Source organism: Hymenobacter rigui, from assembly GCF_003944715.1.
Taxonomy (GTDB): Bacteria; Bacteroidota; Bacteroidia; order Cytophagales; family Hymenobacteraceae; genus Hymenobacter; species Hymenobacter rigui.
On record NZ_RWIT01000012.1, the window covers coordinates 54,415 to 79,487 of the forward strand.

19 protein-coding genes are annotated in these 25,073 nt (G+C 61.7%); 9 read left to right on the forward strand and 10 right to left on the reverse strand.

Annotated elements, in window-relative coordinates:
* Nucleotides 1-21: 21 nt before the first annotated feature.
* Nucleotides 22-1,224: a TIGR03435 family protein gene (locus EI291_RS17430; RefSeq protein ID WP_125422964.1), complete on the reverse strand. Its 1,203-nt coding sequence runs from the start codon at nt 1,222-1,224 to the stop codon at nt 22-24.
* A gap of 123 nt (nt 1,225-1,347) precedes the next feature.
* Between EI291_RS17430 and EI291_RS17435 the strand changes: the two genes are divergently transcribed.
* The gene (locus EI291_RS17435) at nt 1,348-2,970 is read left to right on the forward strand and encodes a 3-(methylthio)propionyl-CoA ligase (RefSeq protein ID WP_125422967.1); all 1,623 of its coding nucleotides are present in this window, start codon (nt 1,348-1,350) and stop codon (nt 2,968-2,970) included.
* A 222-nt stretch (nt 2,971-3,192) separates the two neighbouring features.
* Here EI291_RS17435 and EI291_RS17440 read toward each other — a convergent pair whose 3' ends face one another.
* The 3 genes from EI291_RS17440 to EI291_RS17450 all read right to left on the reverse strand — a co-directional run bounded on the left by EI291_RS17440 (nt 3,193) and on the right by EI291_RS17450 (nt 6,252).
* Nucleotides 3,193-3,705 carry a DUF2059 domain-containing protein gene (locus EI291_RS17440; RefSeq protein ID WP_125422970.1) on the reverse strand — a complete coding sequence of 171 codons (513 nt, stop codon included), beginning with the start codon at nt 3,703-3,705 and terminating at the stop codon, nt 3,193-3,195.
* Between the two features lie 42 nt (nt 3,706-3,747).
* Entirely contained in the window at nt 3,748-4,881 is a 1,134-nt protein-coding gene (locus tag EI291_RS17445) for an acyltransferase family protein (RefSeq protein WP_125422973.1), read from the reverse strand.
* Nucleotides 4,882-5,073: 192 nt separating this feature from the next.
* Nucleotides 5,074-6,252: an acyltransferase family protein gene (locus EI291_RS17450; protein ID WP_125422976.1), complete on the reverse strand. Its 1,179-nt coding sequence runs from the start codon at nt 6,250-6,252 to the stop codon at nt 5,074-5,076.
* Nucleotides 6,253-6,649: 397 nt separating this feature from the next.
* Here EI291_RS17450 and EI291_RS17455 point away from each other — a divergent pair, with 397 nt between their 5' ends.
* From EI291_RS17455 to EI291_RS17470, 4 genes are all read left to right on the forward strand, one after another.
* On the forward strand, nt 6,650-9,790 hold the full coding sequence (locus tag EI291_RS17455) for a SusC/RagA family TonB-linked outer membrane protein (RefSeq protein WP_125422978.1): 3,141 nt from the start codon (nt 6,650-6,652) through the stop codon (nt 9,788-9,790).
* 104 nt (nt 9,791-9,894) lie between these two features.
* The gene (locus EI291_RS17460; RefSeq protein ID WP_125422981.1) at nt 9,895-11,475 is read left to right on the forward strand and encodes a SusD/RagB family nutrient-binding outer membrane lipoprotein; all 1,581 of its coding nucleotides are present in this window, start codon (nt 9,895-9,897) and stop codon (nt 11,473-11,475) included.
* A 41-nt stretch (nt 11,476-11,516) separates the two neighbouring features.
* Nucleotides 11,517-12,794 (forward strand): hypothetical protein, encoded by a 1,278-nt coding sequence (locus EI291_RS17465; RefSeq protein ID WP_125422984.1) that lies wholly within the window; start codon nt 11,517-11,519, stop codon nt 12,792-12,794.
* A 133-nt stretch (nt 12,795-12,927) separates the two neighbouring features.
* The gene (locus EI291_RS17470; RefSeq protein WP_125422987.1) at nt 12,928-13,245 is read left to right on the forward strand and encodes a hypothetical protein; all 318 of its coding nucleotides are present in this window, start codon (nt 12,928-12,930) and stop codon (nt 13,243-13,245) included.
* A gap of 101 nt (nt 13,246-13,346) precedes the next feature.
* Here the strand turns inward: EI291_RS17470 and EI291_RS17475 are convergent, their stop codons facing one another.
* The 5 genes from EI291_RS17475 to EI291_RS17495 all read right to left on the reverse strand — a co-directional run bounded on the left by EI291_RS17475 (nt 13,347) and on the right by EI291_RS17495 (nt 17,756).
* The gene (locus tag EI291_RS17475) at nt 13,347-15,125 is read right to left on the reverse strand and encodes a glycoside hydrolase family 10 protein (protein WP_125422990.1); all 1,779 of its coding nucleotides are present in this window, start codon (nt 15,123-15,125) and stop codon (nt 13,347-13,349) included.
* A 70-nt stretch (nt 15,126-15,195) separates the two neighbouring features.
* Nucleotides 15,196-15,819: a M15 family metallopeptidase gene (locus EI291_RS17480; protein WP_125422993.1), complete on the reverse strand. Its 624-nt coding sequence runs from the start codon at nt 15,817-15,819 to the stop codon at nt 15,196-15,198.
* Between the two features lie 99 nt (nt 15,820-15,918).
* Nucleotides 15,919-17,115: a serine hydrolase gene (locus EI291_RS17485; RefSeq protein ID WP_170172705.1), complete on the reverse strand. Its 1,197-nt coding sequence runs from the start codon at nt 17,113-17,115 to the stop codon at nt 15,919-15,921.
* Nucleotides 17,116-17,228: 113 nt separating this feature from the next.
* Nucleotides 17,229-17,426 (reverse strand): hypothetical protein, encoded by a 198-nt coding sequence (locus EI291_RS17490; RefSeq protein WP_125422999.1) that lies wholly within the window; start codon nt 17,424-17,426, stop codon nt 17,229-17,231.
* A gap of 24 nt (nt 17,427-17,450) precedes the next feature.
* On the reverse strand, nt 17,451-17,756 hold the full coding sequence (locus tag EI291_RS17495; RefSeq protein ID WP_125423002.1) for a hypothetical protein: 306 nt from the start codon (nt 17,754-17,756) through the stop codon (nt 17,451-17,453).
* Nucleotides 17,757-17,922: 166 nt separating this feature from the next.
* Between EI291_RS17495 and EI291_RS17500 the strand changes: the two genes are divergently transcribed.
* From EI291_RS17500 to EI291_RS17515, 4 genes are all read left to right on the forward strand, one after another.
* The gene (locus EI291_RS17500) at nt 17,923-19,050 is read left to right on the forward strand and encodes a hypothetical protein (protein ID WP_125423005.1); all 1,128 of its coding nucleotides are present in this window, start codon (nt 17,923-17,925) and stop codon (nt 19,048-19,050) included.
* Nucleotides 19,051-19,142: 92 nt separating this feature from the next.
* Nucleotides 19,143-19,985: a rhomboid family intramembrane serine protease gene (locus tag EI291_RS17505; RefSeq protein ID WP_125423008.1), complete on the forward strand. Its 843-nt coding sequence runs from the start codon at nt 19,143-19,145 to the stop codon at nt 19,983-19,985.
* Between the two features lie 139 nt (nt 19,986-20,124).
* Complete coding sequence (locus EI291_RS17510) at nt 20,125-21,033, forward strand: T9SS type A sorting domain-containing protein (protein ID WP_125423011.1); 909 nt, start codon at nt 20,125-20,127, stop codon at nt 21,031-21,033.
* Nucleotides 21,030-22,214 (forward strand): esterase/lipase family protein, encoded by a 1,185-nt coding sequence (locus EI291_RS17515; protein WP_125423014.1) that lies wholly within the window; start codon nt 21,030-21,032, stop codon nt 22,212-22,214. The genes EI291_RS17510 and EI291_RS17515 overlap by 4 nt, the downstream gene beginning before the upstream one ends.
* A gap of 181 nt (nt 22,215-22,395) precedes the next feature.
* Here the strand turns inward: EI291_RS17515 and EI291_RS17520 are convergent, their stop codons facing one another.
* Nucleotides 22,396-24,828, reverse strand: coding sequence for a glycoside hydrolase family 31 protein (locus EI291_RS17520; protein ID WP_125423017.1), 2,433 nt, complete (start codon nt 24,826-24,828; stop codon nt 22,396-22,398).
* Nucleotides 24,829-25,073: the final 245 nt, after the last annotated feature.

Genomic DNA, 25,073 nt, shown 5'->3' on the forward strand with positions numbered 1-25,073 from the left:
GATGGTCGGGGCGCTGTTGGTTTATGGCGTTTTGGTCTCGGCCATGTACACCACATCAATCGGGCGGGTGGCTTCTTCCAATGTAAGCCCCAGCTTCTGCAGGTGCTGCCGTACTTCAGCCATTTTGTCTTCCGGCTGCAATTCCAGCATGATGTCGTAGCGGCCCGTCAGCCCGGTTTCATCCACCACAGGCTTGCTTGACATATTTTCCAGAAACTCCCGCAGCATTTCGACGCGTCCCCCTTCCGCCTCGAATCCTCTGCCTGACCACGAGGCTTGCTCGGCTTTGCTGGATGGCGGCCACGCCGCGGCGTTGGGCAGGCGGCGCAGTACATACACCGGCCGATTTTCGGGCCGCACCGTTACCTGCAGCCCGAACCGCGGCCCCAGCTCCGGCCGCAGCCGCTCCAGCAGCTGCCCGCCCTGCGCGCGGGGCACGATTACATCCACGCAAAACAGGTTGGCGGGCTCGAATTTGTTCCGGCTGGCGGGCAGCTGATTCTGCACCCGCAGATGCGACACGTGATACACCTGCTGCACCAGGTTTTGCAGCGTGGTATTGATAAACGTCACCCGGCGGCCCCGCAGGCCCGGCGTTTGGTCGCGGCGCATCTGGGAGCCTACGCCCGTCAGGTAAGGCAGCACCTTGAGGGAGGAGCGGGTACTGGTATCGGCCGGGAAGAAGATTAACGGGTTGCGCAGCTCGTCGTGCTTGGCCTCCACTACCGCACGTTGGCCCGCCAGCCACTGCCGCACCACGGCCGGCGTAATCTGTCTGGGCTCGGTGATGGCCAGCACCTTGCCATCGGGCCCGATAACGACCGTGTGCGGCACCGTCCGGTGGGGGAAGTAGCGGTACAGCGGGGCCTGCTCATCAGGCAGCGGAGCCAACGGAATATGCACCGGGCGGCGCTGCAGAAACGTGCGCACCCGCGCTTCGGGGTCGGCCGCCACGCCCACTACCTGCAGCTGCTGAGGAAACGCCTGCTGCAAAGAATCCAGGTGCAGCAGCGCCGGAATGCACGGACTGCACCACGTTCCCCAGAATTCTACCAGCAGCAGCTTGCCGGCGGCTTCCGCGGAAGTAAATGTGGGCCGCGGGCTGTTGAGCGTAGCCAGCGTAAACGCAGGCACCTGGTCGCCTTCGTGCAGGCCCTGGGCCCGCAGGGCGGTTACGGGCACGGCCAAGAGCAGCGCCATACCGAGCAAGGAAAAAATACGCATCAGAATAGCAGAAGGAATAGCAGCGTAACGGTCATCAAGCTACTGAATTTCTGACTAGCTTACCCGTCACTGCGAAACCCTGCGTCTCCCACCCCGAACCACTGCGCGAAACCCCACCCTACCATGCTACAAGGCCTCATGATGAACACGCCCCTGCGCATTGCGGGGCTGCTGGAACACGCCGAGAAATGGCACGCCGACACGGAAATTGTGAGCCGCCTGCCCGAAGGCGGGCTGCACCGTACCACCTACGCCGGCCTGGGCCGCCGCAGCCGGCAGCTGGCAAATGCCCTGCGCCGCCTGGACATCCGGAGTGGCGACCGGGTGGGCACACTGGCCTGGAATACGCACCGCCACTTGGAGCTGTACTACGCCGTGTCGGGCTCGGGGGCGGTGTGCCACACCAGCAACCCGCGCCTATTTCCGGAGCAGCTGGTGTACATCATCAACCACGCCGAGGACCGGTTGCTGTTCTTTGACCTCACGTTTCTGCCGCTGGTGGAGAAGCTGGCCCCTAGCTGCCCCACCGTGGAAGCCTGGGTGCTGATGACCGACCGGGCCCACATGCCCGAAACCACCACCCTGCCCGACCTGCGCTGCTACGAGGACCTGCTGGCCGCCGAAAGCGACGAGTTTGAGTGGCCGGTGTTCGACGAGAATACGGCCTCCTCCCTGTGCTACACCTCCGGCACCACCGACCAGCCCAAGGGCGTGCTCTACTCCCACCGCTCCACGCTGCTGCACAGCTACGCCGCCGCGTTGCCCGACTGCTTCAACTGCTCGGCCCGCGACGTGATTCTGCCCGTGGTGCCCATGTTCCACGTCAATGCCTGGGGCATTCCGTACCTAGCGCCCATGGTGGGCTGCAAGCTGGTGCTGCCCGGGCCGGGCCTGGATGCGGCCAGCCTCTACGAGCTATTCGAGACGGAAGGCGTTACGTTCACGGCCGGGGTGCCCACCATCTGGTTCGGGCTGCTCACGTTCATGCGCGAAAAGGAGCTGCGGTTTTCTTCCTTGCGGCAGATGATTGTGGGCGGGGCCTCCTGCCCGCCGGCGCTGCTGCGGGCCTTCGATGAGGAGCTGGGCGTGACCATCCGCCACGCCTGGGGCATGACGGAAACCTCGCCCCTGGGCACCGTGTGCACGCTCAAGCCCCAGCAGCTTAGCCTCAGCCCCGACGAGCAGTTTGCCATCCAGACCAAGCAGGGCCGCGTGATATTCGGAGTGGATATGAAGATTGTGGACGGCGAAAGCCGGGAGCTGCCCCACGACGGCGTGGCCTTCGGCGACCTGTTGGTGCGCGGCCCCTTCATCGTGGCCGATTACTTCGGCACCGCGCCCGGCCACCTCACCCCCGACGGCTGGTTCCGCACCGGCGACGTGGCCACCATCGACCCCAGCGGCTTCATGCAGATAACCGACCGCAGCAAGGACGTCATCAAATCGGGCGGGGAGTGGATTTCGAGCATCGAGCTGGAAAACCTGGCCATCGGCCACCCCAGCGTAGCCGAAGCCGCCGTCATCGGGGTGCCCCACCCCAAATGGAGCGAGCGGCCTCTGCTGCTGGTAGTGCGCAAACCCGACCACGACCTCAGCAAGGAGGACATCTTGGCCTATTACGACGGGAAAGTGGCCCGCTGGTGGGTGCCCGAAGCCGTAGAATTCGTAGAACAACTGCCCCACACCGCCACCGGCAAACTCCTCAAAACCCAGCTCCGCAAGGATTTCGACGGGTACCAGTGGTAGCCTGAGTGTCAAAGCGAGGCAGCCCTTCGGCCACCGTCATTGCGAGGACGAAGGACGAAGCAATCTTTCCTTTTCAGGCCAATAGCCCCCGAACAAGCAGAAAGCCCCTGACGTCCGTGCTGGCATCAGGGGCTTTCTGCTTATCAAGGATTGGCACCCTGTGCAGGACGGATTGCTTCGGCTCCGCCTCGCAATGACGGTGGGTTTAGCGCAACCAGCTGGTTACTTTACGTCGGTGGGAGCCTGGGTTTTCATCTTTTCGGCAATGGCCTGCTGCAGCTCGGGCAGATGCTCCTGCATGCGGCGCTGGCCGATTTCCATGCTGGCAGCCATCAGTTGGGGCATCTTCTCGATGGTTTTACGGCCGATGGATGTCTGGTAGAACTTAGCTAGCTCTTTGAGCTCCTTTTCGGAGAACTCGCGGGCGTAGAGCTGCACCATATCCTCCTTCATGGCATTCCAGCTCATGTATTTGTTGAGGTAGGCGCGCATTTCGGGCTCTACGGCCTTCATGCCGGGGTTTTGCTCTATTTGCACGGCCAGCATCCGGTCGATGGATTCGGTCAGGTTTTTCTCAGAGTTGGTCGCCGCCAGCAGCTCCTCGGCCGCTTTGCGCTGGCTGGCCGACAACGGCGCTTTAGTGGCCGCGGGCGGGGTGGCGGCCGGGGTAGTCTGGGCCTGGGCCGCAGAAGCCGTCAGGGCCAGGGCGGTAAGTACAATCCAGTAGTATTTCATACCCGAAGTACGGAAAATAAGTGCGCTTGACGCCGGGCCGGGCTACACCGTGAAGAAAATCCGGCGGCGGTACAGCACCCACAGAATTCCCAGCCATACCAGCGTGTAGCACACCGCATACGCCAACGAGGCGTGGTAGGGATTGGCAATGTGCTGCGTGAACAGGTGCTGGTACAGCCAGTCACGGGCGTAGAACACGGTGCCGTGGGCATCGTGCAGCTTCAGGCGGGTGAGCAGGCGCTCCAGCACTTCGGGCAGGAAGAACACCAGCAGCGCATTGCTGCCGCAGGCCACCAGCGGCCACGTCCAGGCCCCGCGCCACTGCTGCACATCCACCAGAAAGTACAGCACCGCCAGCACCAGCAGGCTGATGCCCCCGGCGTACAGCACGTAGGAGCTCGTCCAAAGGGCTTTGTTGATGGGAAACCACCCGTTCCAGATCAGGCCGGCCAGTACCAGTCCGCTGCCGCTTACCAGCATCCAAACCGCTTTGGTAGTGGCATCCGGGTCGGGGCGGCGAAGCCACTGCCCTACCAGCACGCCCAGCAACCCGGTTACGACGGTTGGCAGCGTACCCAGCAAGGATTCTGGGTCCCAGCCCTGCTCCTTGAGGTAGATGTGGTTGACGGTGAACAGGCACTTATCCAGCCAAGCTCCCAGGTTGGTAGCCGGTTCCAGGTTGGCCGGCCCGATGCCCTGCACCGGCACCAGTTGCAGCAGCCCGTTGTAGAGCACCAGCAACGCCACGCCCAGCCCCGCCTGCTGCCGCCAGGTGGTTTTCAGGAAGAGCACGGCGCACACCCCATACACCAAGGCAATGCGCTGCAGCACCCCCGGAATCCGGAACGAGGTGAAGTAGAAATACGGCACCAGCCCAATGAGCAGGCCCAGCACCAGCAGCACCAGCGCCCGGCGAATAATACGCCCGATGGCCGCCCGGTGCCGCTCCGGTTGGGCCCGCACCGCCGCCAGCCCGTACACCAGCGCCACGCCCATGATGAACACAAACGACGGAAACACCAGATCGGCGGGGGTGCAGCCGTGCCAGGGCGCGTGGGCCAGCGGGCGGTAATACTGGGTGTAGTCGCCGGCGTTGTTCACCAGCAGCATCAGCACCACCGTCAGCCCCCGAAAAACGTCCAGGGAGAGCAAGCGGGCAGGTTTATCGGCAGGCATGTTGGGGGGTTAGGTAGTTGGGGAGTTATTGTTGAACCCGACTGTCGTCCTGAGCATGTCGCGCATCAAGCGAGGACGAAGGACCTTGGCACGTTAGCATGAGCCGTTGTACGGGTATCGTTCTATGGTTGAAAGGTCCTTCGCAAGCTCAGGATGACAAACCACATATGTTCTTATCACTCCAGTACCTCCTCACACTTTGATGATGATATTCCGCCGGTACATCAGCCAGAGGACTACAAACCAAATCAGCACGCAGGTAATGGCCCCGGCCAAAGAAGCATTGACAGGGCTGAAATAGGGCACGAACAGGGTATCGTAAAGCCAGTTGCGCAGGCCGGTTTCCTGGCCATTGGCCCCGGTTAGTTTCACCATGTTCAGTAGCCGCGGAATCAGGCCCGAGAGGAAGAATACAGTAATGGCATTGACACCGTACACCAGCGGCGGCAGCGTCCAGCGGCGGTACTGCTGCACATCTACCAGCCAGTAGAGGCCGGCCAGCAGCGCCAGGGCCAGCCCGCCGGTGTACAGCACGTAGGAGCTGGTCCAGAGGGCTTTGTTGATGAGAAACCACCCGTTCCAGACCATGCCCAGCACCACGCAGCCCGCTCCGGCCACAAACAGCCAGGCTACGCGGGTAGCCGGCTCCACCTCCCGGCGGCGCAGCCACTGGCCCGCCAGCAGACCCAGCAGCCCGGTACCAATGGCTGGCAAGGTGCTCAGCATGCCTTCGGGGTCCCAGGTGCGGCTTTGCTTCCAGAGGTGCGCTTCGCCCAGCACCGCCCGGTCGAGCCAGGCACCCAGGTTGGTGCCGGCCTCCAGGTTGGCGGGGCCGTAGCCGGGCACGGGCACCAGCTGCATGAGCACGTTGTAGAAAATCAGAATAAAGGCCAGCAGCCCGATTTGCTGCTTCCGGTTGGTTTTCAGAAACAGCACGCCGCACACCAGAAATACCACCGCAATGCGCGCCAGCACCCCCGGAATCCGCACCGTGCTGAACTCGAACTTCGGGAATAGCGCCGAAAACAGCCCCAGCCCGAACAAAATGGCCGCCCGCTTCAGCACCCGCAGCATGGTGCGGCCGTGGGTGGCGGGTTGCTGCCGGGCTCCGTCCAGCGCATACGTGATGCTGACGCCCACAATGAACAGGAAAAAGGGAAAAATCAGGTCGGTGGGGGTGCAGCCGTGCCAGTGGGCGTGCTCCAGCGGCGCGTAAATGTGGCCCCAGTCGCCGGGGTTATTCACCAAGATCATGCCCATGACGGTGAGGCCCCGAAACACATCGAGGCTCATGAGGCGGCCGGGCTGGGAGGCTTCGGCCAGGGGCGTAGTACCCGTGGTGGTTTGAGCAGCCTGCGTAGTAGTTTGCATAGAGGAAGAAAACGGGGGCGGAACTCCCGGCAAGATGCAGCATCCGGCGCAGTTTTGCTGCTTCTCTTTTGCAGCTCAACCGTACCAGACCCTGCCGGAACTCTACTCTGAACGGATGTTGGTACAGCCTTCAAAAAATACCATATATAGTTGTTTCACTGTACAACAACTGTTAGTTTTAGCTGCTTTCCTTTCGTTTCCGCTCTTTCTGCCCTTTCCTTTTCCCATTCATTGCTCGTTCTAGCCGCCGTAATTTTCGGCTGGCCAGGCTGATTTTCCTCTTTTCAGCCCCTTTCTCCCACCGATAGTATCCTGCCATAGTCCAACTGCCGCGCACCGCCTTCGGTACGCTGGCTTCCGCATTTCCCCCTCTTTCTCTCACTTCTCTCTATTGCGTATGAAAAGACAACTATGGTCCTCTCCACTGGCGCTGGGGTTGCTGCTGGCCGCCCCGGCCGCGTGGGCTCAGCAGGCCACCGTAACCATGCAGGGCGTGGTTACGGGCACCAACGACGGCCAGCCCCTGCCCGGCGTGAACGTGCTGGTAAAAGGCACCGCCATCGGTACCCAAACCGGGGCTGATGGCCGCTACTCCCTGGCCAACGTACCCACGGGCAGCACGCTGGTGTTCAGCTTTATCGGCTACTCTTCGCAGGAATACCGGGTAGGCAACGCTACCACGGCCAATATTGCCCTTGGCCCCGATTCCAAAAGCCTCAGTGAGGTAGTGGTAACGGGTATGGGCATTAAGCAGGAGCGGCGCGAGCTGAACTACTCGGCCCCACAGGTGCAGGGCGGCGAGCTGGTGGAAACCCGGCAGACAAACATCGTGAATGCCCTGCAGGGCAAGGTAGCGGGGGTTACCATTACCTCCTCGGGCGGAGCGCCGGGCGAAGGCGCGGCTATTGTAATCCGGGGCGGCAACTCCTTGGATGGCAACAACCAGCCCCTGTTTGTGATTGACGGGGTAATCATGGATAACTCTTCGTTTGTGGAGAGTACGGCCCCCGGCGGCGGCTCGGGCTTCAACGGGATTCTGGGCCGCTCAGTGGCCAGCCAGAACCGCGTGGGCGACCTGAACCCCGAGGATATTGCCTCACTGACGGTACTGAAAGGCGGGGCGGCCGCCGCTATTTACGGCCTGCGCGCGGCCAACGGGGCCGTTATCATCACCACCAAAAAAGGTGCTTCGGGCCGTACTACCATCAGCTACCGCACGCAGTTTTCGGTGGATGAGGCCCTCAAGCTGCCCAAGCTGCAGGACCAGTACAAGCAGGGCAGCAACGGCATTTTCGACCCCACGGTGCGCTCCTCCTACGGTCCGCGCTTCCAGCCTGGCGAAGCGGTGTACGACAACGTGGGCAACTTCTTCGAGAAGGGCAAAAGCTGGCAGCACTTCCTCACCCTTTCGGGCGGCAACGAGAAGAACTCATTTATCTTCTCCGGCTCGCGCAACACCACCGATGGCATTGTGCCCACCAGCCGCTACGAGAAAACCACCCTGCGCCTGGGTGGCTCGGCCAAGCTCTCGGATAAATTCTCGTTGTCGGGCTCCACGCAGTACATCAACACGGGCGGCGTAGCGCCTATTCAGGGGCCCGGCTTATTCGGGGGCACGGGTGGTTTCTACACCAGCCTGCTCAACTGGCCGCGCAACGACGACGCCAGCGTGTACCTGAACCCCGATGGTACCCGCCGCCGCCTGCTGGGCGCGGCCACGGCCGTGAATGATGCCGACAACCCGTACTTCTCCATTTACAAAAACCCCCAGACCACACGCAACAACCGTTTCATCGGGAGTATTCAGGCCTCGCTGGACTTGCTGAAGTGGCTGAACATTTCCAACACCACCGGTACCGACTTCTACTACCAGAAGGACCGCTCGGTGCGGGCCGTGGGTACGTCGCTCACCGCCAACCAGGACGGGGGCATTGCCGAAACCGGTACCATGAGCCGCCTGCTCAACTCCAACACGCTGCTTACCTTCAAGCACGATTTCTCGGAGAAGCTGGGCGGGGCGCTGGTGCTGGGTAATATGGTGGATGTGAGCCGCTCGGAAGTGACGGATGTGCTGGGTCTGATTTACCTGAATCCCAACCCGGCGGTACCGTCCATCAACAACACGGTAAACCGCAACGCCCTCACTACCAACTCGGAGCGCCGGCTGGTGGGTAACTTCGCCCGCCTCAACCTGAACCTGCTCAACCAGGTAACGCTGGAACTGAACGGCCGCCGCGACCAGACCTCTACCCTGCCCCGGCCCGGCGAGAACAAGAACTACGGCCGGGCGTTTTATTACGGCTCGGCGGCGCTGGGCTGGGAATTTACGCAGCTGCTGGGCCTCTCGCAGAACCCCTGGGTGAACTACGGCAAGATTCGGGGCTCCGTATCGGACGTAGGCAAAGACACCGGCCCTTACCGGGTGGATTCGCCGCTGGCCCAGGGCACTTACATTGGCGGGGGCTTCCGCAACGGCTTCTTCGGCTCCAACCGCAACCTGGTGCCGGAGCATACCCGGGGCTTTGAAATTGGGCTGGACCTGCAGTTCCTGCGCAACCGCGTGGGTCTGGAGGCCAACGTGTACCAGCAGGTTACCTCCGACCAGCTGATTGCCCCGCGCGTGAGCCAGGCTACCGGCTTTATTCTACAGTACATCAACGGCGGTACGGTAACCAACAAAGGGCTCGAAATTGCCCTGCGCGGCACGCCCGTGCAGCAGGCCAACTTCAGCTGGGACGTGGTGGCCAACTACTACGCCAACCGCAACTCCGCCACTAAGCTGCCCGGCTTCCTCACGGAGGTGTACCAGTCGGATGCGTGGGTAGTTGATGTGGCGCGGGGCGGGGCTTTCCCCGGCTACGCTATTTCCTCCATCAGCGCCCTGGACTACCAGCGCGCCCCCGATGGCCGCATCCTTATCAGCCCCACCACCGGCTACCCGCTGGTGAATACCAGCACCTTTGTGTACGCCGGCAACCGCGCCCCACAGTACACGGTGCAGGTAACCAACACGCTACGCTACAAAGAGCTGTCATTCTCCTTCCTGTGGGACTTCCGCAAGGGCGGCAAAGTGGTGAACGGCAACGAGTGGGCCGCCGTGCGCTCGGGCCTGAGCACCCGCACCCTGGACCGCTACAATACGGCGGTGTTTGACGGGGTTGTAGCCACCAAAAATACTGACGGCTCGACCTCCTACGTGCAGAACACTCGGCCCGTGGAGCTTACCCAGAGCTACTACCAGAACATCCTGGGCGTGATTGGCACCCCGTACATTGAGGATGGCTCCTGGTCCCGGTTGCGCTACGCTACCCTCTCCTACCTGGTGCCCGCCAAGCTGTTTGCCGACTCTAAAACGGTAAAGGGCGTGGAGCTGTCGGTAACGGGCCGCAACCTGCTGCTGTTCACCAAATACTCCGGCGGCGACCCGGAAACCGCTTCGGCCGGAGCCGGGGTGCGCGGTGGCGGCTCGGGTGGCTTCGACTACGGCGGAGTGCCCCGCACCCGCGGCGTGGATATGAGCCTGCGCGTGAACTTTTAATGTATTGCCTAGGCGTTAGTGCTTAGTGCCTAGGTCGTTCTTACTATCTCAGAACGAACTAAGCACTAAGCACTAGCAACTATAAACCAACTGACTTCCTTCTGATGAAAAAATATATTCTGCTGCTGGGGCTGGCGCTGAGCAGCGGGGTGATGACGAGCTGCGACAAGTTTTTCGACGTCAATACCGACCCCAACAACCCCACTACTTCTACTCCGAACTTCCTGCTGCCCGGCATTATCTCGCAGGGCGTGCAGACGCAGATGTTCACCTCGCTGGTAACGCCGTTTCTGACGCAATATGTGGTGCGCCGCTCCCCCACGGGCGGCTCCGACCAGTTCATCCTCACCAACGGCAACAGCACCAATACCTTCAACTACAGCTACTTCTACTCAGGCGGCACCATTCCCACGCTGACGGATGCTGCTACCAAGGAAGGCTCGCCGTATTACATTGGGGCGGCCAAAATCATCCAGGCGATGCTGCTGGCCCACGCCACCGATATGCTGGGGGATATTCCGTATTCGGAGGCCTACCAGGGTGCCGCCAACTACACGCCCAAGTACGACTCGCAGGAGCAGATTTACGCCACTATCAACACGCTCTGCGACGAGGGTATTGCCCTGATGCAGAAGCCGGCCAGTGAAAACTTCCGGCCCCTGTACGTGACCTCGCCCAGTATTTCCGGCGACATTCTGTTCCAGGGCAACACGCAGAAGTGGATCAGGTTTGCCAACGGCCTGAAGGCCCGGCAGCTCAACCACCTCACCAAAAAGAGCAGCTATGACCCCGCTAAGGTGCTGGCTTTGGTAGACCAGAGCATGACTTCCTCGGCCGATGATGCGCAGCTGCAGTTTCAGGTGGCCGTGGCACCGCTGGCGGGTACCACCAATATTTTTGGCACCACCCGCAACAACTTCAGCACGTCCACTACTTCGGCTACGTTTTCCAGCAACATCATCAAATACCTGAACGGCAACGCGGCCGGTGCCGCTTACCCCGGCGTAGTTGACCCGCGCCTGCCCATTATGGCCACGGCCGGCAGCCCCGGCGCCGACCCCGGCGTGGGCAACACCTCGGCCGCCACATTGGTGAACGGCTACGTAGATTTTTACAGCTCCTGGTACGCCCGCGACCTGGGCTACTTTGAGGTGCTGACCTACCACGAAATCAAGTTTATTGAGGCCGAAGCCGCCTACCGGGCCGGTAACCTAAACCGGGCCCTAGCAGCCTACCGGGAAGGCATTCGGGCGCACATGGCTAAAATTGGCGTGGGCGGCACCAACTCCGTTCCGCCGGTGAGCTTCCCCCTGATTTCGGGGGCGCAAATTGAGGCTTACCTCAGCAGCCCGGCCGTGGCCCAGAGCACTTCGGAACTCACGCTCAAGCGCATTATGGAGCAGAAATACATTGCCATGTTTCTGAACCCGGAATCATGGTCGGATCTGCGCCGCCTGGATTACGACCCCACCATCTACCCCAACCTGAAGTACCCCGCCGGCACCGCCGTGAATGCCACCCTGGCGGCGCAACCCGATTACAAGGACCGGTGGCCCCGCCGCCTGTTGCCGGGTGCGACGGAGGTGCTGTACAATCCGCAGGCCGTAGCCAAGCTGTTCGCCGATGCCATGGCCACGTCTAACGACGACTACATTGGCAAGCCGCTGTGGTGGGACCGTCCGTGAGGCCGGGCCCCTTTCTCCCTCCCCTATTTCTCTCGCAACGCATGAAACAATATATAACCTCATGGGTAACTGCCCGCCGCGGGTGGCAGCCGTTGGCGCTGGCCGGCCTGCTGGCGCTGGGCCTGGCTACGGCTGGCTGTAAGAAGGAAGACTTCAACGACTACGTACAGCTGCAGGACAACGCCGGCTTTGGCTCCATCAGCACGCAGGGTGGCGCTTTAGCTACCAAGTACGCCCCCGGCGAAACCGTGCCCGTCATTGTGGCTTTCAACCAGAGCGACAACCTGAAGGACATTACCGTGTTTCAGGTAATCAACAAGCAGGACTCGGCCGTGGTGGGCACCTACCCCGCCAGTGGGCAGCTCAACGGTACCCCACAGCTCTTCAACCAAACGGTGCCCTACACCGTGCCCAGCACGCTGGCTAACAAAACGCCGGTGCGGGTGGATGTAACGCTGAACTTTGCCGATGGCAGCAAGCGTCTGCGTCGTTTCACGTACACGGCCGCCAGCTCGCCCACACTTAAGTTCTCCGCCACGCCGGTTACCTACCGCAACGGCCTGAGCGTCACGCAGCAAACCTCGGGTGATATTCTGGGCTATTCCATTCTGCTGAATGAGGGCGGCATTGCCACGGTACCCACCGGCGGCAGCACCAGCACCCTGTTCAAGAACGTGGACAGCCTCACGTACTTCGTGCAGAGCGGCACGGGTACCGCCCGCCGGTTGGGCGTAGTGCGCGGGCCTTCGGCCGGGGCTGCTACCACGGTAACGGTGAATGCGCCGGTGCCGGCCGGCTCCAACGGTCAGACGCTTACGTACTCCTTTGTGGCGTACGCCCAGAACACGTCCACCACGCTTACGGCTGCGCCTATTGCCATTGCAGCCCCGGTGTCGTTTGCCGCCACGGCCAAAACGGGCCGGGTAGCTTTCGGGGTGGCCACTCCTTCCGATTCCCTGGCGTTTAACCTGCGCACGGGCCTGAATGAGCCCCAGTCCGGACCGGCTACCAACAAAGACCTGTCGGTTTCTTCCTATACCTCGGCGGGAGTGGTCCTGACTGCATCCAACACCACGCGTTACTACAAGCTGACGCCCGCCCAGGTAGCGGCGGGCTTATATAACAGCGCTACGGTTAACGCTATTGGTTTGCTCCTGTTCCAGAACACGACTTCGGCTGAACTGGGTACCGTGGCCGTGAACGACGTGTACGCCGTGCGCGTGCGGGGGGCTGAAACGATGCTGCTGCGCATTACCGGCATCAAACCCAGCGCCTCTGGCTCCACCGGCCGCGTGAAGTTTGAGTACCGCACGCTGTAACCTAAACGGTGCATAGCGCTATTCACCCAATAAGGGCCGGCTGCAAAACCGGCCCTTTTTTTTATTGCTTATTACTCCCTGATTACGAAACTGTTTGAGTAATTTCAGCTATCCACCATACCCATCAATCTATATGAAAAAATCATTCGCGTTGCTTGCTTTAACTGCTCTATATACCCTGGGCACTTTGCCCCGCACAGCCACGGCCCAACCGTACGCAGTGGGAGCTACCGCAGCGGCTTCCCAGGAAACCTATTACCAGGGCTTCGATGCCGGCCGGGAAAAGCGGTCTGAGTTCAACGGCATCTATTCCGAAGGCACCCGCGACTTTGACCGGGCCGTGTCGATGGAGTATGACCGGGTACAGAATACGTACATCCAAGGCAACACCGACCCCGATTCGCTGGACTACTGGAACGGCTACCTGGATGGCCTGACCAGTGCCCCATAACGCCGGCATTTACCCGGTATCGAAAACAAAAAAGCGAGGCTTGACTGCCTCGCTTTTTTTATGCGTTTATGGTTCAGAACCAGTACGCTGGGCCGCTTCCATCAACCGCCAAACAGCCGCTGGAAGAAGCCGCCGCGCTTGCGCTTGGTTTTGACTTTTACCTTGGTGGGTGTACTGGTTGGGCGGGTAACCACGGGACGGGGCACGGCTGGGCGCGGGGCACTGGCTACTGGAGGCGTGGCCGGTTGCGGCACCGGAGCCGGGGTGGGCGCGGGAACCGGCTCAGGTGGGGCCTGCTGGGCCACAATCACCTCGGCGGGGCGGCCGTTGGTGCGCACCGATATGGGCCGGCTCTCATTGTGCAGCCTGTCAAAAGCAGTGAGGTAGTAGGCGTAGCTGCGGCCGAAACGGGCCGTGGTATCCTGAAACTGCAGCTTGCGACCCGCCTGCGGCCGGATGATGGCCAGCAGATTGCGGGGGTCGTCGGGAGTGGGCGTCTGGTCGTCGTTGAAGCGGTAAAGGGCGTAGTACACGGCTTCGTCGCCGTCGGCGGCGGCGGGACCGGGCTGCCAGGACAGCGTGTTTACCGTGAGCTGCGTGCTGGCCGTAAGCTGCTGGGCCGGGCGCGGCGGCACGGCATCCAGCCAGGGCATGGCCGGTACCAGCGCCGGATACCGGAACTCGTGCTGCCGCAGTGAGTCGGTGGTGTGCAGGGCATTGGCCATCAGGGAGCGGGAGCTGAAGAACACGCTGCCGTTTACCTCGGCCGGAAATGTGCGGTTGAAGCGCACCTGACGGGGCAATTCGCGCGGATTGCGCCACACGGTATCGGAGCGGGTGCTTTCCAGCATGCGGTAGGCCCCGTGCCCGATGTACACATGGCGGCCGTTGGCATTGCGGGCCCACCACTCCACCAGCACCGGGTACTGCGCCACCCGGAAGCCAGTGCTCCAGTACAACTGGGGCAGCACGTAGTCAATCCAGCCCTGGCGGGTCCATTCCAGTGCATCCGCGTACAGTCCGTCGTAGCCCTGGAATGCCTTGGTGGCCGAGCCATTGGGGTCGGTGGTCTGGTTGCGCCACACGCCAAAGGGCGAAATACCAAACTTCACCCAGCGCTTAGCCTGCCGGATGGAGTCGTGCAAATCTCGGATCAGAACATTCACATTCTGCCGCCGCCAATCGGCTACGGACAGGTTGTCGGGGTTGAAGCGGGCAAAAGCGGCTTCATCATGAATAATTTGGTTGGCTTCCGGATATGGATAGAAGTAGTCATCAAAATGCACGCCGTCAATATCGTAGCGACGCACCACGTCCAGAATTACCTGATTGATGTACTGACGCACCTCGGGCAGGCCGGGGTTGTAGAGCAGCTTGCCGGCGTAGCGCATAAACCACTCAGGGTGCCGGCGGTACGGGTGGTTGGCGGCCAGGCGGCGCGTCACCGTGTCCATAGTGGCGCGGTACGGGTTAAACCATGCGTGAAACTCCATGCCGCGCTGATGGGCCTCGTCGATGAGGAAGGGCAGTGGGTCCCAGAGGGGCGCGGGCGCTTTGCCCTGCACGCCGGTCAGCCACTTGCTCCAGGGCTCCAGACTACTCTGGTAAAACGCATCGGAAGCCGGCCGTACCTGCACAAACACCGCGTTGATGCCGTTTTGCTGATGCTCGTCCAGCATGCGGCGGTACTCGCGGCGCTGCTGCTCGGGCGTGAGGCCCCGGCTGCTGGGCCAGTCGATATTCTCCACGGTGGCAATCCAGACGCCGCGCAGCTCCCGCTTAGGAGGTACATCGGCGGCGCGGCTGCTGGCGGAAAGCAGCAGGCCACAGGCTAGAAACAGCAAAAACAGGCAACGGTAGGCGGTACGCAACTGGGTCATTACCCCAAAAATAGCGCATTCGGCAGCAGGAATCCGGGCTTTTTTTGCGGTTCAGTGCCCCGGCATTCTTCTACAGCTCTTCGAAGGGCAAATCCAGCAGGTCGAAGTCGGCCCACCGCGGATGGTCGTAGTGCCACCATTCATCCACGTAGTTTACAAAGCCCTGCCGTTTCATGGCCGCCAGCAGAATGCTGCGGTTGAACAGCACGTGCGGAGGCAAATTGGTGTAGCGGGAGTTGGCGGCCGGGGTCAGCTCATCAAAGTCGGTGGGGAGCGGCAAGTGGTGGCCGGTGGAGCGCTCTACCAGGCCTACATCTACGGAGCAGCCCCGGTTGTGGCGGGAGCCGCGCCAGGGCGGGGCTGCAAACTTCTCGTCGCGCACATGCTCAAAAAACTGCACCGTAGTACTGTACGGCCGATACGCGTCGTACACGCACAAACCTAGTCCCAGTCGTCGTAGCGCCTCCTGCACCCGGCGCAGCGCCTCCGCCACCGGCCGCCGCAGAAACGCCCGCGCCTGTTTATAGACTGGTTTGCCCAGTAGGTTGCGGGCCGTGGCATACCGGATATCCAGCACCAGATCCGGTATCAGCCTCGCCAGATCCACCAATTCCCGCTCAGGATTGTGGGCTACACGCTGCCGGTACTCCTGCACTGAGGAAATTACAGTGACTCCAAACGAGTTTATGGCCATACACTACTCTACTACAACGAAGGAAAGCCTTAACTCAACAGGACTGGCATCAGCATACGCCCATTAGTACCATACCGTTATCTATATGTTTTTTCCGGCTTACTTTTTTTCGGAGCCGACGCGCAGCTCGTGCTGATACACGGCTTCGCCCAGCCGCCGCAGAAACGGTAGTCCCACAGTGTCATAGTCGTACAGGTCATCGTTGAGCACCTCATCCTGGTTTACATACAGCACGACGCTCAGCAGAAACTCCACCCCATGCGCGGGGTCGGTGATGTAGGCGTTATCGATAAGAAACCCATAGGCCTGCCCGATTTTGTTGTAGATGCGGACTCCGGGCGGCAACGGCCCCGGTGCCCCGCCCGCCAGCAGGAACTTGGCCCCGTTATCGGGATACTGCGCGCCTGAATAGCGCGGCCACTGGCTCTGGCGCGGCAGCCGGTGCAGGTAGTCCAGCAATAGCCGCCGGTCCAGAGAATCCAGCTGAAACTGTTGCCGCCGGGGTACCGACGCAGGAAAGAGGATGGCCCGCAGGGTGCGCTGCAGGTCAGGCAGTGTGGTAGCATTCCTTGCGCTGAAATCAAGGGGCTGATTGATACGCTGTCCGTTCTGCAGGTGCGCTTTGCCTACCTCCAAATCCTGCTGCCGCGGCCGGGGCCACGCACCCGTAAACGTGGTGGCCGGCTGCACATACAGGGGCCGCGTCAGGCTGGAATCCGTGAAAAACACTACCGGATTGGTGCGCCGCGCCGTGGAATCCAGGTCGCCCACGGAAAGGCGGTGCCGCAGGATTGTATGGTGCAGGCTGTGGGCGCGTAGGCGCTGCCGGAGCTCTTCGGGCCCCACAAACTCATACAGCCGGTTGTAAGCGTCATTATCACTCACCAGCAGAATTTTACGTACGTACTGCGCTACGCTGGCCCGGTGGTTTTGGCTGCTGGTATCCCGCTCCACCCGGGTTTGCCCCCAGGCCACGGAGTCAATCCGCAGCGGCGACTCGCTGGTGAGGCCGGGTATCTGCCGGGCCAGGGTATGGATTTTTTCCAGCGCCAGCACGGCCGCAGGCAACTTGATGGCACTGGCCGGATAGAAGTATTCATGAGGCCGCAGCCGGTACCGGTATTGCCGAAAATGAGGATTGTCGCGTTGGTCGCGCCGAATGCGGGTGTACAGGATCTGCAGGCGGTGCGGGCCGGCGTGGCGTGCTACCGGAGCCAGCACCGAATCGGTGCGCAGCAGGCGCGGCAAAGGGTTTTGAGCGACGGACGGCAGCCACGTACCACTTAACAGTAACACAAGCACAGAAAACAGCTTCATCCGGCCAATATACCCTGATCTGCACACCAGGGCCCGGCTACTTACAGCTGATGCGTAGGTAACCGGGCCCTGGTAAAATCAGGTATGCGCTACTAATCCGTGGTTTTTTGCGGGGCGCTGTTCTCGGCCGGCGAGTCCTGGCCGCCTTCCAGTCCATTGGTCTGGTCACTGTTGCCGTAGCCACCCCGGATACCGGCTCCACTATCATTCGGGAGCTGTTCCTGCGTGGTTTCGGGTGTTTTTGGGGCTTTTTGCTGGTCTTCGGTGGGCTGTTGCGGTTGCTGGGCCATGATGCTGGATATAGGAGTGAAAAATTACAGATTAACCTGGCCGGTTTCGCCACCCGATACCCCGGTGCCGCCGCTGGTGGTGTTGCCGCCTACGTCACCGTCTTGGGCATTGCCGGGGGCATCATAGTTAGGGGCTCCGGAACGCACCCGGCTGTCACTGATGGGCTGACCGCCTTCGGTGCCGCCGCTGCCGGAATTATCGTCGGCGTTGAGGCCGGTATCGTGGCTGCCGGGGGCCTGCCGGCCTTCGGGCTGGCGCTGGGCGGGCTGGTTATCGGTGGCCTCGGGCAGGTTCCGGGCGTCGGTGGGTTGTTCGGGGGGCTGAGTCATGGGAAAAGGAATAGTCAGGTGGTGAAAATGCCGGCCGGTGAGCCAGCGGCACTCTGAACTATACGCGCCGCAGCCGTCCGCGTTGAATCAGGAGGCCTTGAAATGCGCCATCTTTTTGGCAATTTAGAGCTGCTTTTTCCTGGATTTTTCGTCTCCGTTACCCCGCATGTCCTCGTCGTCCGATTCGTTTTTACAGAAAACCACCGAAGAACTACAGTATCTCGTGCAGCACCCTGAGCTGTACCACGCCGCGCTGGTAGCAGAGGCCGGCCGGGAACTGCGCCGCCGGGGTGCAACCCTGCCCCGCCCGGCTACCGCGGAGCCGGTTGCGGCTCCTGCACCCGTGTATGATGCGTATGCGGAGCCGACTCCGTCGCCGCTGATCCGCTGGTGGCCGGCCGGCCTGATTGCCGCCGCCGTGGCCGGCCTGGCGTGGTGGGGCCTGCGCGACTCTACAGCCTCTACTCCGGCAGCTGTTAAACCTGCTACCAACGCGCCTATTGTGCTGGAGTCAGTAAAAACCAGCCGCATGCCCGATTTCGAAGTGGAAACGGCCCGGCAGGTAGCCAACACCCGCCGCCAGCTCCCGGCCCAGGACCGCACCGATACCACCGCCACCGGCCGCTACGCCCGCACGGCGCGCCGCTACTGGCTGGCCGAAAATGCGGCGGCTTACCTCACTGCTCAGGCCCAGGGTGATTCGGCTTCCAACTTATTCCCCAATCAGGTGGATCTGGCACTGGAGCGCATCAGCTGGTTTATGAAGGCCCGCGCCTACGACCAGCACCTGCATCCGGTGATGGAAGCCCGCCTCAACGAAATGGAACAGGGTATGCTGCTGCGTCGCTCTTCTCTACAAACTCTCCGGACGCAGTACAGCGTGGGTGCCGAAGTGACAGAGTCGAAGGAGGCTTTCACGCAGGCTGCCGAAGCCGAGGATATTAGCCGGGGCATCCAGGGGCTACCGTCGCGCAAGGAGCCCATTGCCGGCAACCTGGCCAGCCTGGGCGGCGCGGCTAAAGCGGAGCCCACCCAGGACTACAAGGTAGTAAAGACCTTGCCGGCGCCCCATCACAACCAGAACCCGCTGTACGTGCTGGATGGCAACCTGCTGCCCAGTGACGCCATGACTGGTGAAGCCCCCCAAGCAATACGCGCCATTTCCCCCGATTCCATTGGCCGGATTGTAGTGCTGAAAAAGCAGCAGGCAGTGCAGGCCTTCGGCCCCCGCGCCCACGACGGGGCCGTCATCGTCTTCACAAAAGCCGCACTGCGCAACTCCAGCCGCGACTAATGCAATCCTGTCAGGCCCGTCGGGCTGGCAGGGTTTATGACGCACAAACAGCACCGCTCTACCCTGGGGCGGTGCTGTTTGCGTTGTTGCATATGTCTGATTCCCTGACTCCTGCTGAGCTGTTTGCCGCTAAAACCGATGCGGAGCTGCTGTATCTGGCCCAGCATGCGGCCCAGTATCCGGCGGCGGTGGGGGAAGCAGCCGTGCTGGAATTACAGCGGCGTGGGCTGGTACCGGAAGCCGCTCCGCCGGTGCAGCCACACCCCAAGCCGGTGCCGGAGCCTGCAGCGGGCGGAATAGGCTGGGGAGCCCTGCGGGGCGTGCTGGGATTCCGGGAGGGCTACCGCGTCACGCCGCTGCTGCTGTGGCTGAACCTGCTGGGCTACGGGCTGCTGGCAGTAAGTGGCGGCTCGTTGTGGCACCCCACGGCGGCTACGCTGGTGCAGTGGGGCTCTAATTTTTCGCCGCTCACGCTACCCGGCCAGCCGTGGCGGCTGCTGACCAGCGTATTCCTGCACGGCGGCGTGGGCCACTTGCTGATGAATATGGCGTCGTTGGTGTTCCTGGGGCTGCTTACGGAGCGGCTTACCGGGTCGCGGCGGCTGTTGCTGGTGTATCTGGCCTGTGGGGTGGCCGGCAGCCTCACCAGTTTGTGGTGGCACGTGCAGGGTGTCAATTCGGTGGGCGCATCGGGGGCCATTTTCGGGTTATATGGTCTGCTGCTGGCTACACTGGTGCGCCGCCCCAATGCCCTGACGCGGCCGGAGCGCTACACGGTGGGGCTGTTTGTACTGTATCTGCTGGCCGGCAGCCTGGCTACGGGTTTGCAGACGTATGCCACCGACAACGCCGCCCACCTGGGAGGACTGGTAACGGGTGCGGTGCTGGGAACCGCTTTTCCACCGGCTGACAATGGGAAATCTGCACCGGTATAAGCACCCGCGGCCCACGTACTGCCGCCCCGTAATCACCTGATTATGTGATTTAAACTAACATATAATTAATATTATATTTATCACACTGACGCTTCCCGGCAGGAAGTGTACGTTCCGATTCCATTCTCCCCCCTTTGCTATGAAAAATCTGCTACGCTGTCTTGCTGTGCTGGTCTGGCTGGCTGGCGGTACCCAGGCTGTATGGGCGCAAGGCATTCCGAACGGAGGTATGGAAACCTGGGTCACGCGCGGCACGGTAGAAAGTCCGGATGGCTGGTACACCTCGGACGAGCTGTACGGCACGCAGGGCATTCCGCTGGCGCTGGGCACCGTAACCAAATCAACCGACCGGCAGGCAGGCAGCTTTGCCGCCAAAATTGAGAGTAAGGCTTTTTTCGGGGCTCCATTTCCGGCCCTGCTGCTGCTGGGTAACCGGTTCCGGCCTTCCACCTACGGTATCAGCGGCGTGCCGTACACGGGCCGGCCCCGGGAGCTGCGGTTCTGGTACAAGCTCAGCACCGCCACCAATGATACCGCCGGCGTGTATGTGGTGCTGACGCGCGGCGGCGGCAATGCCATCCAGTTTATTGCGGGCTACGCCGATGTGCTGCCCGCCCGCACCAGCTACGGCCAGATTGCCGTGCCGCTGGGCTACGTTTCCTCGGCTACTCCCGATACGCTGCGGCTGTTTTTTGTGGCCGGCAACGGGCAGGCCACCGGTACTTCCACTTTGTACGTCGATGAAATTTCGCTGCAGGGCACGGTATCAGCCACGGCACCGCCGCGCTACCAGGAAGCCCTCAGCATTTACCCGAATCCGGGGGTCGGCGGCGAATTTTACCTGGCTTCTCTGGCGGAGCCCACCGTGGCTACGGCCCCCTTTGAGGTGACGGATGCGGCGGGCCGGGTGGTAGCGCAGGCTCCGGCTGCACCAGTGGCGCAAGCCAATGGGCGGCAGTTGAAGTTGCACGGGCAGCCGGCGGGAGTGTATCTTTTGCGACTAAGTACGCCGGAAGGGCTGCTGGTACGCAAACTCCTTATTCCGTGACCGACTCCCAGGACCCCTCGCTCAATTCCGATTCTGCCGATAATTCCACCCCTCCCCCTTCGCGCTGGCGCCGGGTAGCAGCGGCCATGGGCCGCGCGGCCCGGGCCCCGTTTGATGGGGCGGGCCTGCTCTACCGGGTAAGCCAGGACAACCTGCATTTTACGCTGCCGGTGCTTAATGGGGCTTTTGGCGACCAACTGGCCGCCCGCCACGACCGGCGCGCCATCCGGATGAGCTTCCGCCGCTACGAGGCCGATGTGGCGGTGGCGGAGCTTGGGCTGCAACCGGCTCCGGATGGCCGGCCGCGCAAAACCGTAGTCTTTCTGCACGGGCTGATGGGCGACGAAATCATCTGGCAAACCGGCAATGGCGCTGAGGATGTGCGCTTCGGCCCGCGCCTGCAGCAGGAAATCGGCGTGTGCTGCCTGTACGTGCGCTACAATTCCGGCCTGCACATCTCCGAAAACGGCCGCCTGCTGCACCAGCTGCTCACGGAGCTGCTGGCCACCTACCCCGAGGCCGTGGGTGAGCTGGTGCTGGTGGGCCACAGCATGGGCGGGCTGGTCATTCGCTCGGCGGGCTACTATGGCAGTCGGAATGAGTTGTCAGTTGTCGGTTCTCAGTTGTCAGAACCTAACAACCAACAACTAACAACTGACAACGAGCATCTGACAACGAACAACTCACACTGGCTAAGCCGACTGCGGGATGTGTTTCTGCTGGGCGTGCCGAATGACGGGTCGTTTCTGGAGCAGAACAGCCACCTGACCAGCCTGATTCTGCGCAAAATCAACCTGTGGCCCACCCGCGCCATCAGCGGCCTGATTGACAAGCGCAGTAACGGTATCAAAGACCTGCGCCACGCCCGACTGGTGGATGAGGACTGGCAGAGTGAGCACGCCGACGACCTGTTTCCGCCGCGTACGGTGGTACCTCCCCTACCCGGCGTACGCTACCACATTCTGGTGGGCTCCCTGCTGAAATCGGCCACCTCCGCCCTGCACGACTATTTCGGTGACGGGCTGGTGGGCGCGGGCAGTGCCCGGGGCCGCATCTTCCAGGACCCCGCCGCCCCGCCCGAGCTGCTTATCAGCACCCACGTGTACTCCAAGCTCCACCACGGCACCCTGCTCAGTAGCCCCGAGGTATACCAGTACCTGCGGCAGCGGATTGGAGAGTGAGTGGCCGTCATTGCGAGCGGAGCGAAGCAATCCTTGCTTCACACGGCGCTCAACGCTGACCTAACTAAAAGCCCCTGGCGTCCGTGCAGACGTCAGGGGCTTTTGAGTAAATCAAGGATTTGCGCTTTGGAAAAGAAAGATTGCTTCGCTCCGCTCGCAATGACGGCTATTCACTCATCCACTACCCAATTACCAGTTCCGTGAAACCTGCACCAACTACCACAGCGGGCAGGGTAAGGCCGGTTTCCAGGGTGGCTTCCGTGGCTTCGGCGGGCTGGCCGTCGGTGCTGAAGGCGGTGGGCTGGAATGGCAGGCCGTGCAGCACCACGCGGTAGGTAGTCCAGGTAGGCTGGTACTGGCCTTCCGCTTCCTGCTGGAGCAGCAGGCCGTTTTCGGAGCCGGTTACGCGGAAGCGGCGGGTGGTGCTTTGGCCCTGCTGATAGCCGTAGCCTTCGCCCCCGTCTTCGTAGAGCACGCTGGTTTCGGTGCCCTGCTTGAAGTACACGTGCAGGGTTACTTCTTCCACCACTTTCTCACCCACGTACTGCATCACGGGGAACATCGGAATAACGGCCCCGGCCTTGATGAACAGCGGAATCCGCGCAAGGTCGGCAGCGGCCCACACTTCCTGGCCGCCGGTTTTGGCCTCGTCAGTGTAGTAGTAGAACCATTCGCCGCGGGGCAGGTACATCCAGCGGCCGTCGGCGCCGGGCGTGGTGATGGGGCACACCAGCAGATGGTCGCCGAGGCTGAACTCGGCCATGCGCAGGTACGTGTCGGTGTCGGCCTGGTCGAGGAAGGCCAGAGGGCGCAACATGGGCGTGCCCTGGGTGGTGTGCTGCCAGAATGTGGTGTACATGTAGGGCAGCAGGCGGTAGCGCAGCTCAATGAAGCCCTTGGCCAGCTCCATATAGTGCTCCCCGAAGCTCCAGGGCTCCTGGTCGCCATGGTCGCCGGAGCTGTGGGTGCGGAAGAATGGATGGAAAGCCCCCAGTGCTACCCAGCGCACGTACAGCTCGCCGTCGGGGGTGTCAATGAAGCCGCCGATATCGGAGCCTATAAACGAGAAGCCCGAGATGCTCAGGCGCTGACACTGGATGTTGGCCAGCCAGAGGTGCTCCCAGCTAGCAATGTTGTCGCCGGTCCAGCCGGAGGAGTAGCGCTGGCCGCCGGCGTAGGTGCTGCGCGTGATGGTAAAGGGCCGGTCGGGGTAGCTGAAGGCTTTTACGCCCTCGTTGGTGGCGCGGGCCATCTGCATGCCGTAGATGTTGTGGGCCTTTTTATGAGAGGCATGGTGGCCATCATAACCAAAGCGCACATCATCCGGGAAGGTCCCCTTCTCAAACACGGCCGGCTCGTTCATATCGTTCCACACGCCTTTCACGCCCACCTCCTGGATCAAGCCCTTGAACAGGCCGGCCCACCACTCGCGCACCTCGGGGCGGGTGTAGTCGGGGAAGTTGCAGAGGCCGGGCCATACTGAGCCCTTCATCAGCGGGCCATCGGCGCGGCGGCAGAAGTAGTCGTTTTTCAGGCCTTCCCGGAACACCGAATAGTCGGGGTCAATCTTGATGCCGGGGTCAATGATAACCACGGTTTTGAAGCCATCCTGGGCCAGCTCCTGTACCATGCGCTTGGGCTCGGGGAAGTGCGTGGGGCTCCAGGTAAAGCACCGGTACCCGTCCATGTAGTCGATGTCGAGGTAGATGGCGTCGCAGGGGATTTTCCGGTCGCGGAAGCCCTGGGCAATGGCCTTCACGTTGCTCTCGGGAAAGTAGCTCCACTTGCACTGCTGGTAGCCCAGGGCCCACAGCGGGGGCAGTTCGGGCGGCGAGGTCAGGCGGGTGTACTCCTCGGTTACTTCCATTAGGGAAGGACCGTAGATGAAGTAGTAGTTCATCTCCCCACCCTGGGCCCAGAACGAGGCCACGTCGGCCCGCTCAGCGGCAAAATCGAAGGAGGCCTTGAACGTGTTATCGAAGAAGATACCGTGGGCCACCTTCTGGTGCAGGGCCAGGAAGAAGGGAATGTTCTTGTAGAGCGGGTCGGAACCCTTCTGGTAGCCATAAGTATCAGTGCCCCAGTTGGTGAACTGCTTGCCGCGCAGGTTCATGTTGTCGGGTTTGTCGCCGAGGCCGTAGTAGTGGGCCCCGCTCTGCACCTGCTTGCTCATCTTCACCAGGTCGTTGCCCGAGTCGTAGTCGTACTCCCAGTGGAAGCCCTTCTCGTCGTCGGTGAGCACCAGGCCGGAGCGGTTGAGCACCCGGGTGCGCATATTTTCCTTGTCCACCACGCAAATCAGCCGGTCGGTGGTGATGCGGTAGTGGTCGGGTTTTTCGCGGAACTCCAGAAACTCCAGCTCCTGACGGGCGGGCACGCCGTTGGCAAAAGCGTAGCTGAAATCGGGCGGGAATATGCCTTCCGTGATATAGCGGAAGCGCAGCACCTTATCGGTAATTACCTGCAGGCTGAGCTGCACGCCGTTATCACAGCGGAAAATAAAGTCGGTACCCTGCCGCTCGCCAGACAGTACCCGGCCGGGGTACAGTTCCTGACGGGAACGGGCGGCCAGGTCGTTGACCATGTAGTTAAGCTCCTGAATATTGTCGGCCATGCAAATAGGGGTCGTTCGGAGAGAAGAAAGAAGTGCATTCCGCGCGCTGGCAGTGCCTTGGTAGCACGGCGGTTCGTAAAGGTAAACAGCTTGCGGGGTACCGCCCAGCGGAAAGCCCGCCGTTTTCGATCAGCCGCCGTTTTCACACTACCGGTACCTTTTTTCTCTACCTTGCCGTACTCCGGGTTACTGCCTAGCTCCCTTTCCTTATGCCCCCTGCTCCTTTACCTGTGCTATTGCTTGGT

Bases quoted from the DNA above. Each gene is read 5' to 3' on its own strand.
- EI291_RS17430 (WP_125422964.1), bottom strand. From the start codon at position 1,224: ATGCGTATTTTTTCCTTGCTCGGTATGGCGCTGCTCTTGGCCGTGCCC.
- EI291_RS17435 (WP_125422967.1), top strand. From the start codon at position 1,348: ATGCTACAAGGCCTCATGATGAACACGCCCCTGCGCATTGCGGGGCTG.
- EI291_RS17440 (WP_125422970.1), bottom strand. From the start codon at position 3,705: ATGAAATACTACTGGATTGTACTTACCGCCCTGGCCCTGACGGCTTCT.
- EI291_RS17445 (WP_125422973.1), bottom strand. From the start codon at position 4,881: ATGCCTGCCGATAAACCTGCCCGCTTGCTCTCCCTGGACGTTTTTCGG.
- EI291_RS17450 (WP_125422976.1), bottom strand. From the start codon at position 6,252: ATGCAAACTACTACGCAGGCTGCTCAAACCACCACGGGTACTACGCCC.
- EI291_RS17455 (WP_125422978.1), top strand. From the start codon at position 6,650: ATGAAAAGACAACTATGGTCCTCTCCACTGGCGCTGGGGTTGCTGCTG.
- EI291_RS17460 (WP_125422981.1), top strand. From the start codon at position 9,895: ATGAAAAAATATATTCTGCTGCTGGGGCTGGCGCTGAGCAGCGGGGTG.
- EI291_RS17465 (WP_125422984.1), top strand. From the start codon at position 11,517: ATGAAACAATATATAACCTCATGGGTAACTGCCCGCCGCGGGTGGCAG.
- EI291_RS17470 (WP_125422987.1), top strand. From the start codon at position 12,928: ATGAAAAAATCATTCGCGTTGCTTGCTTTAACTGCTCTATATACCCTG.
- EI291_RS17475 (WP_125422990.1), bottom strand. From the start codon at position 15,125: ATGACCCAGTTGCGTACCGCCTACCGTTGCCTGTTTTTGCTGTTTCTA.
- EI291_RS17480 (WP_125422993.1), bottom strand. From the start codon at position 15,819: ATGGCCATAAACTCGTTTGGAGTCACTGTAATTTCCTCAGTGCAGGAG.
- EI291_RS17490 (WP_125422999.1), bottom strand. From the start codon at position 17,426: ATGGCCCAGCAACCGCAACAGCCCACCGAAGACCAGCAAAAAGCCCCA.
- EI291_RS17495 (WP_125423002.1), bottom strand. From the start codon at position 17,756: ATGACTCAGCCCCCCGAACAACCCACCGACGCCCGGAACCTGCCCGAG.
- EI291_RS17500 (WP_125423005.1), top strand. From the start codon at position 17,923: ATGTCCTCGTCGTCCGATTCGTTTTTACAGAAAACCACCGAAGAACTA.
- EI291_RS17505 (WP_125423008.1), top strand. From the start codon at position 19,143: ATGTCTGATTCCCTGACTCCTGCTGAGCTGTTTGCCGCTAAAACCGAT.
- EI291_RS17510 (WP_125423011.1), top strand. From the start codon at position 20,125: ATGAAAAATCTGCTACGCTGTCTTGCTGTGCTGGTCTGGCTGGCTGGC.
- EI291_RS17520 (WP_125423017.1), bottom strand. From the start codon at position 24,828: ATGGCCGACAATATTCAGGAGCTTAACTACATGGTCAACGACCTGGCC.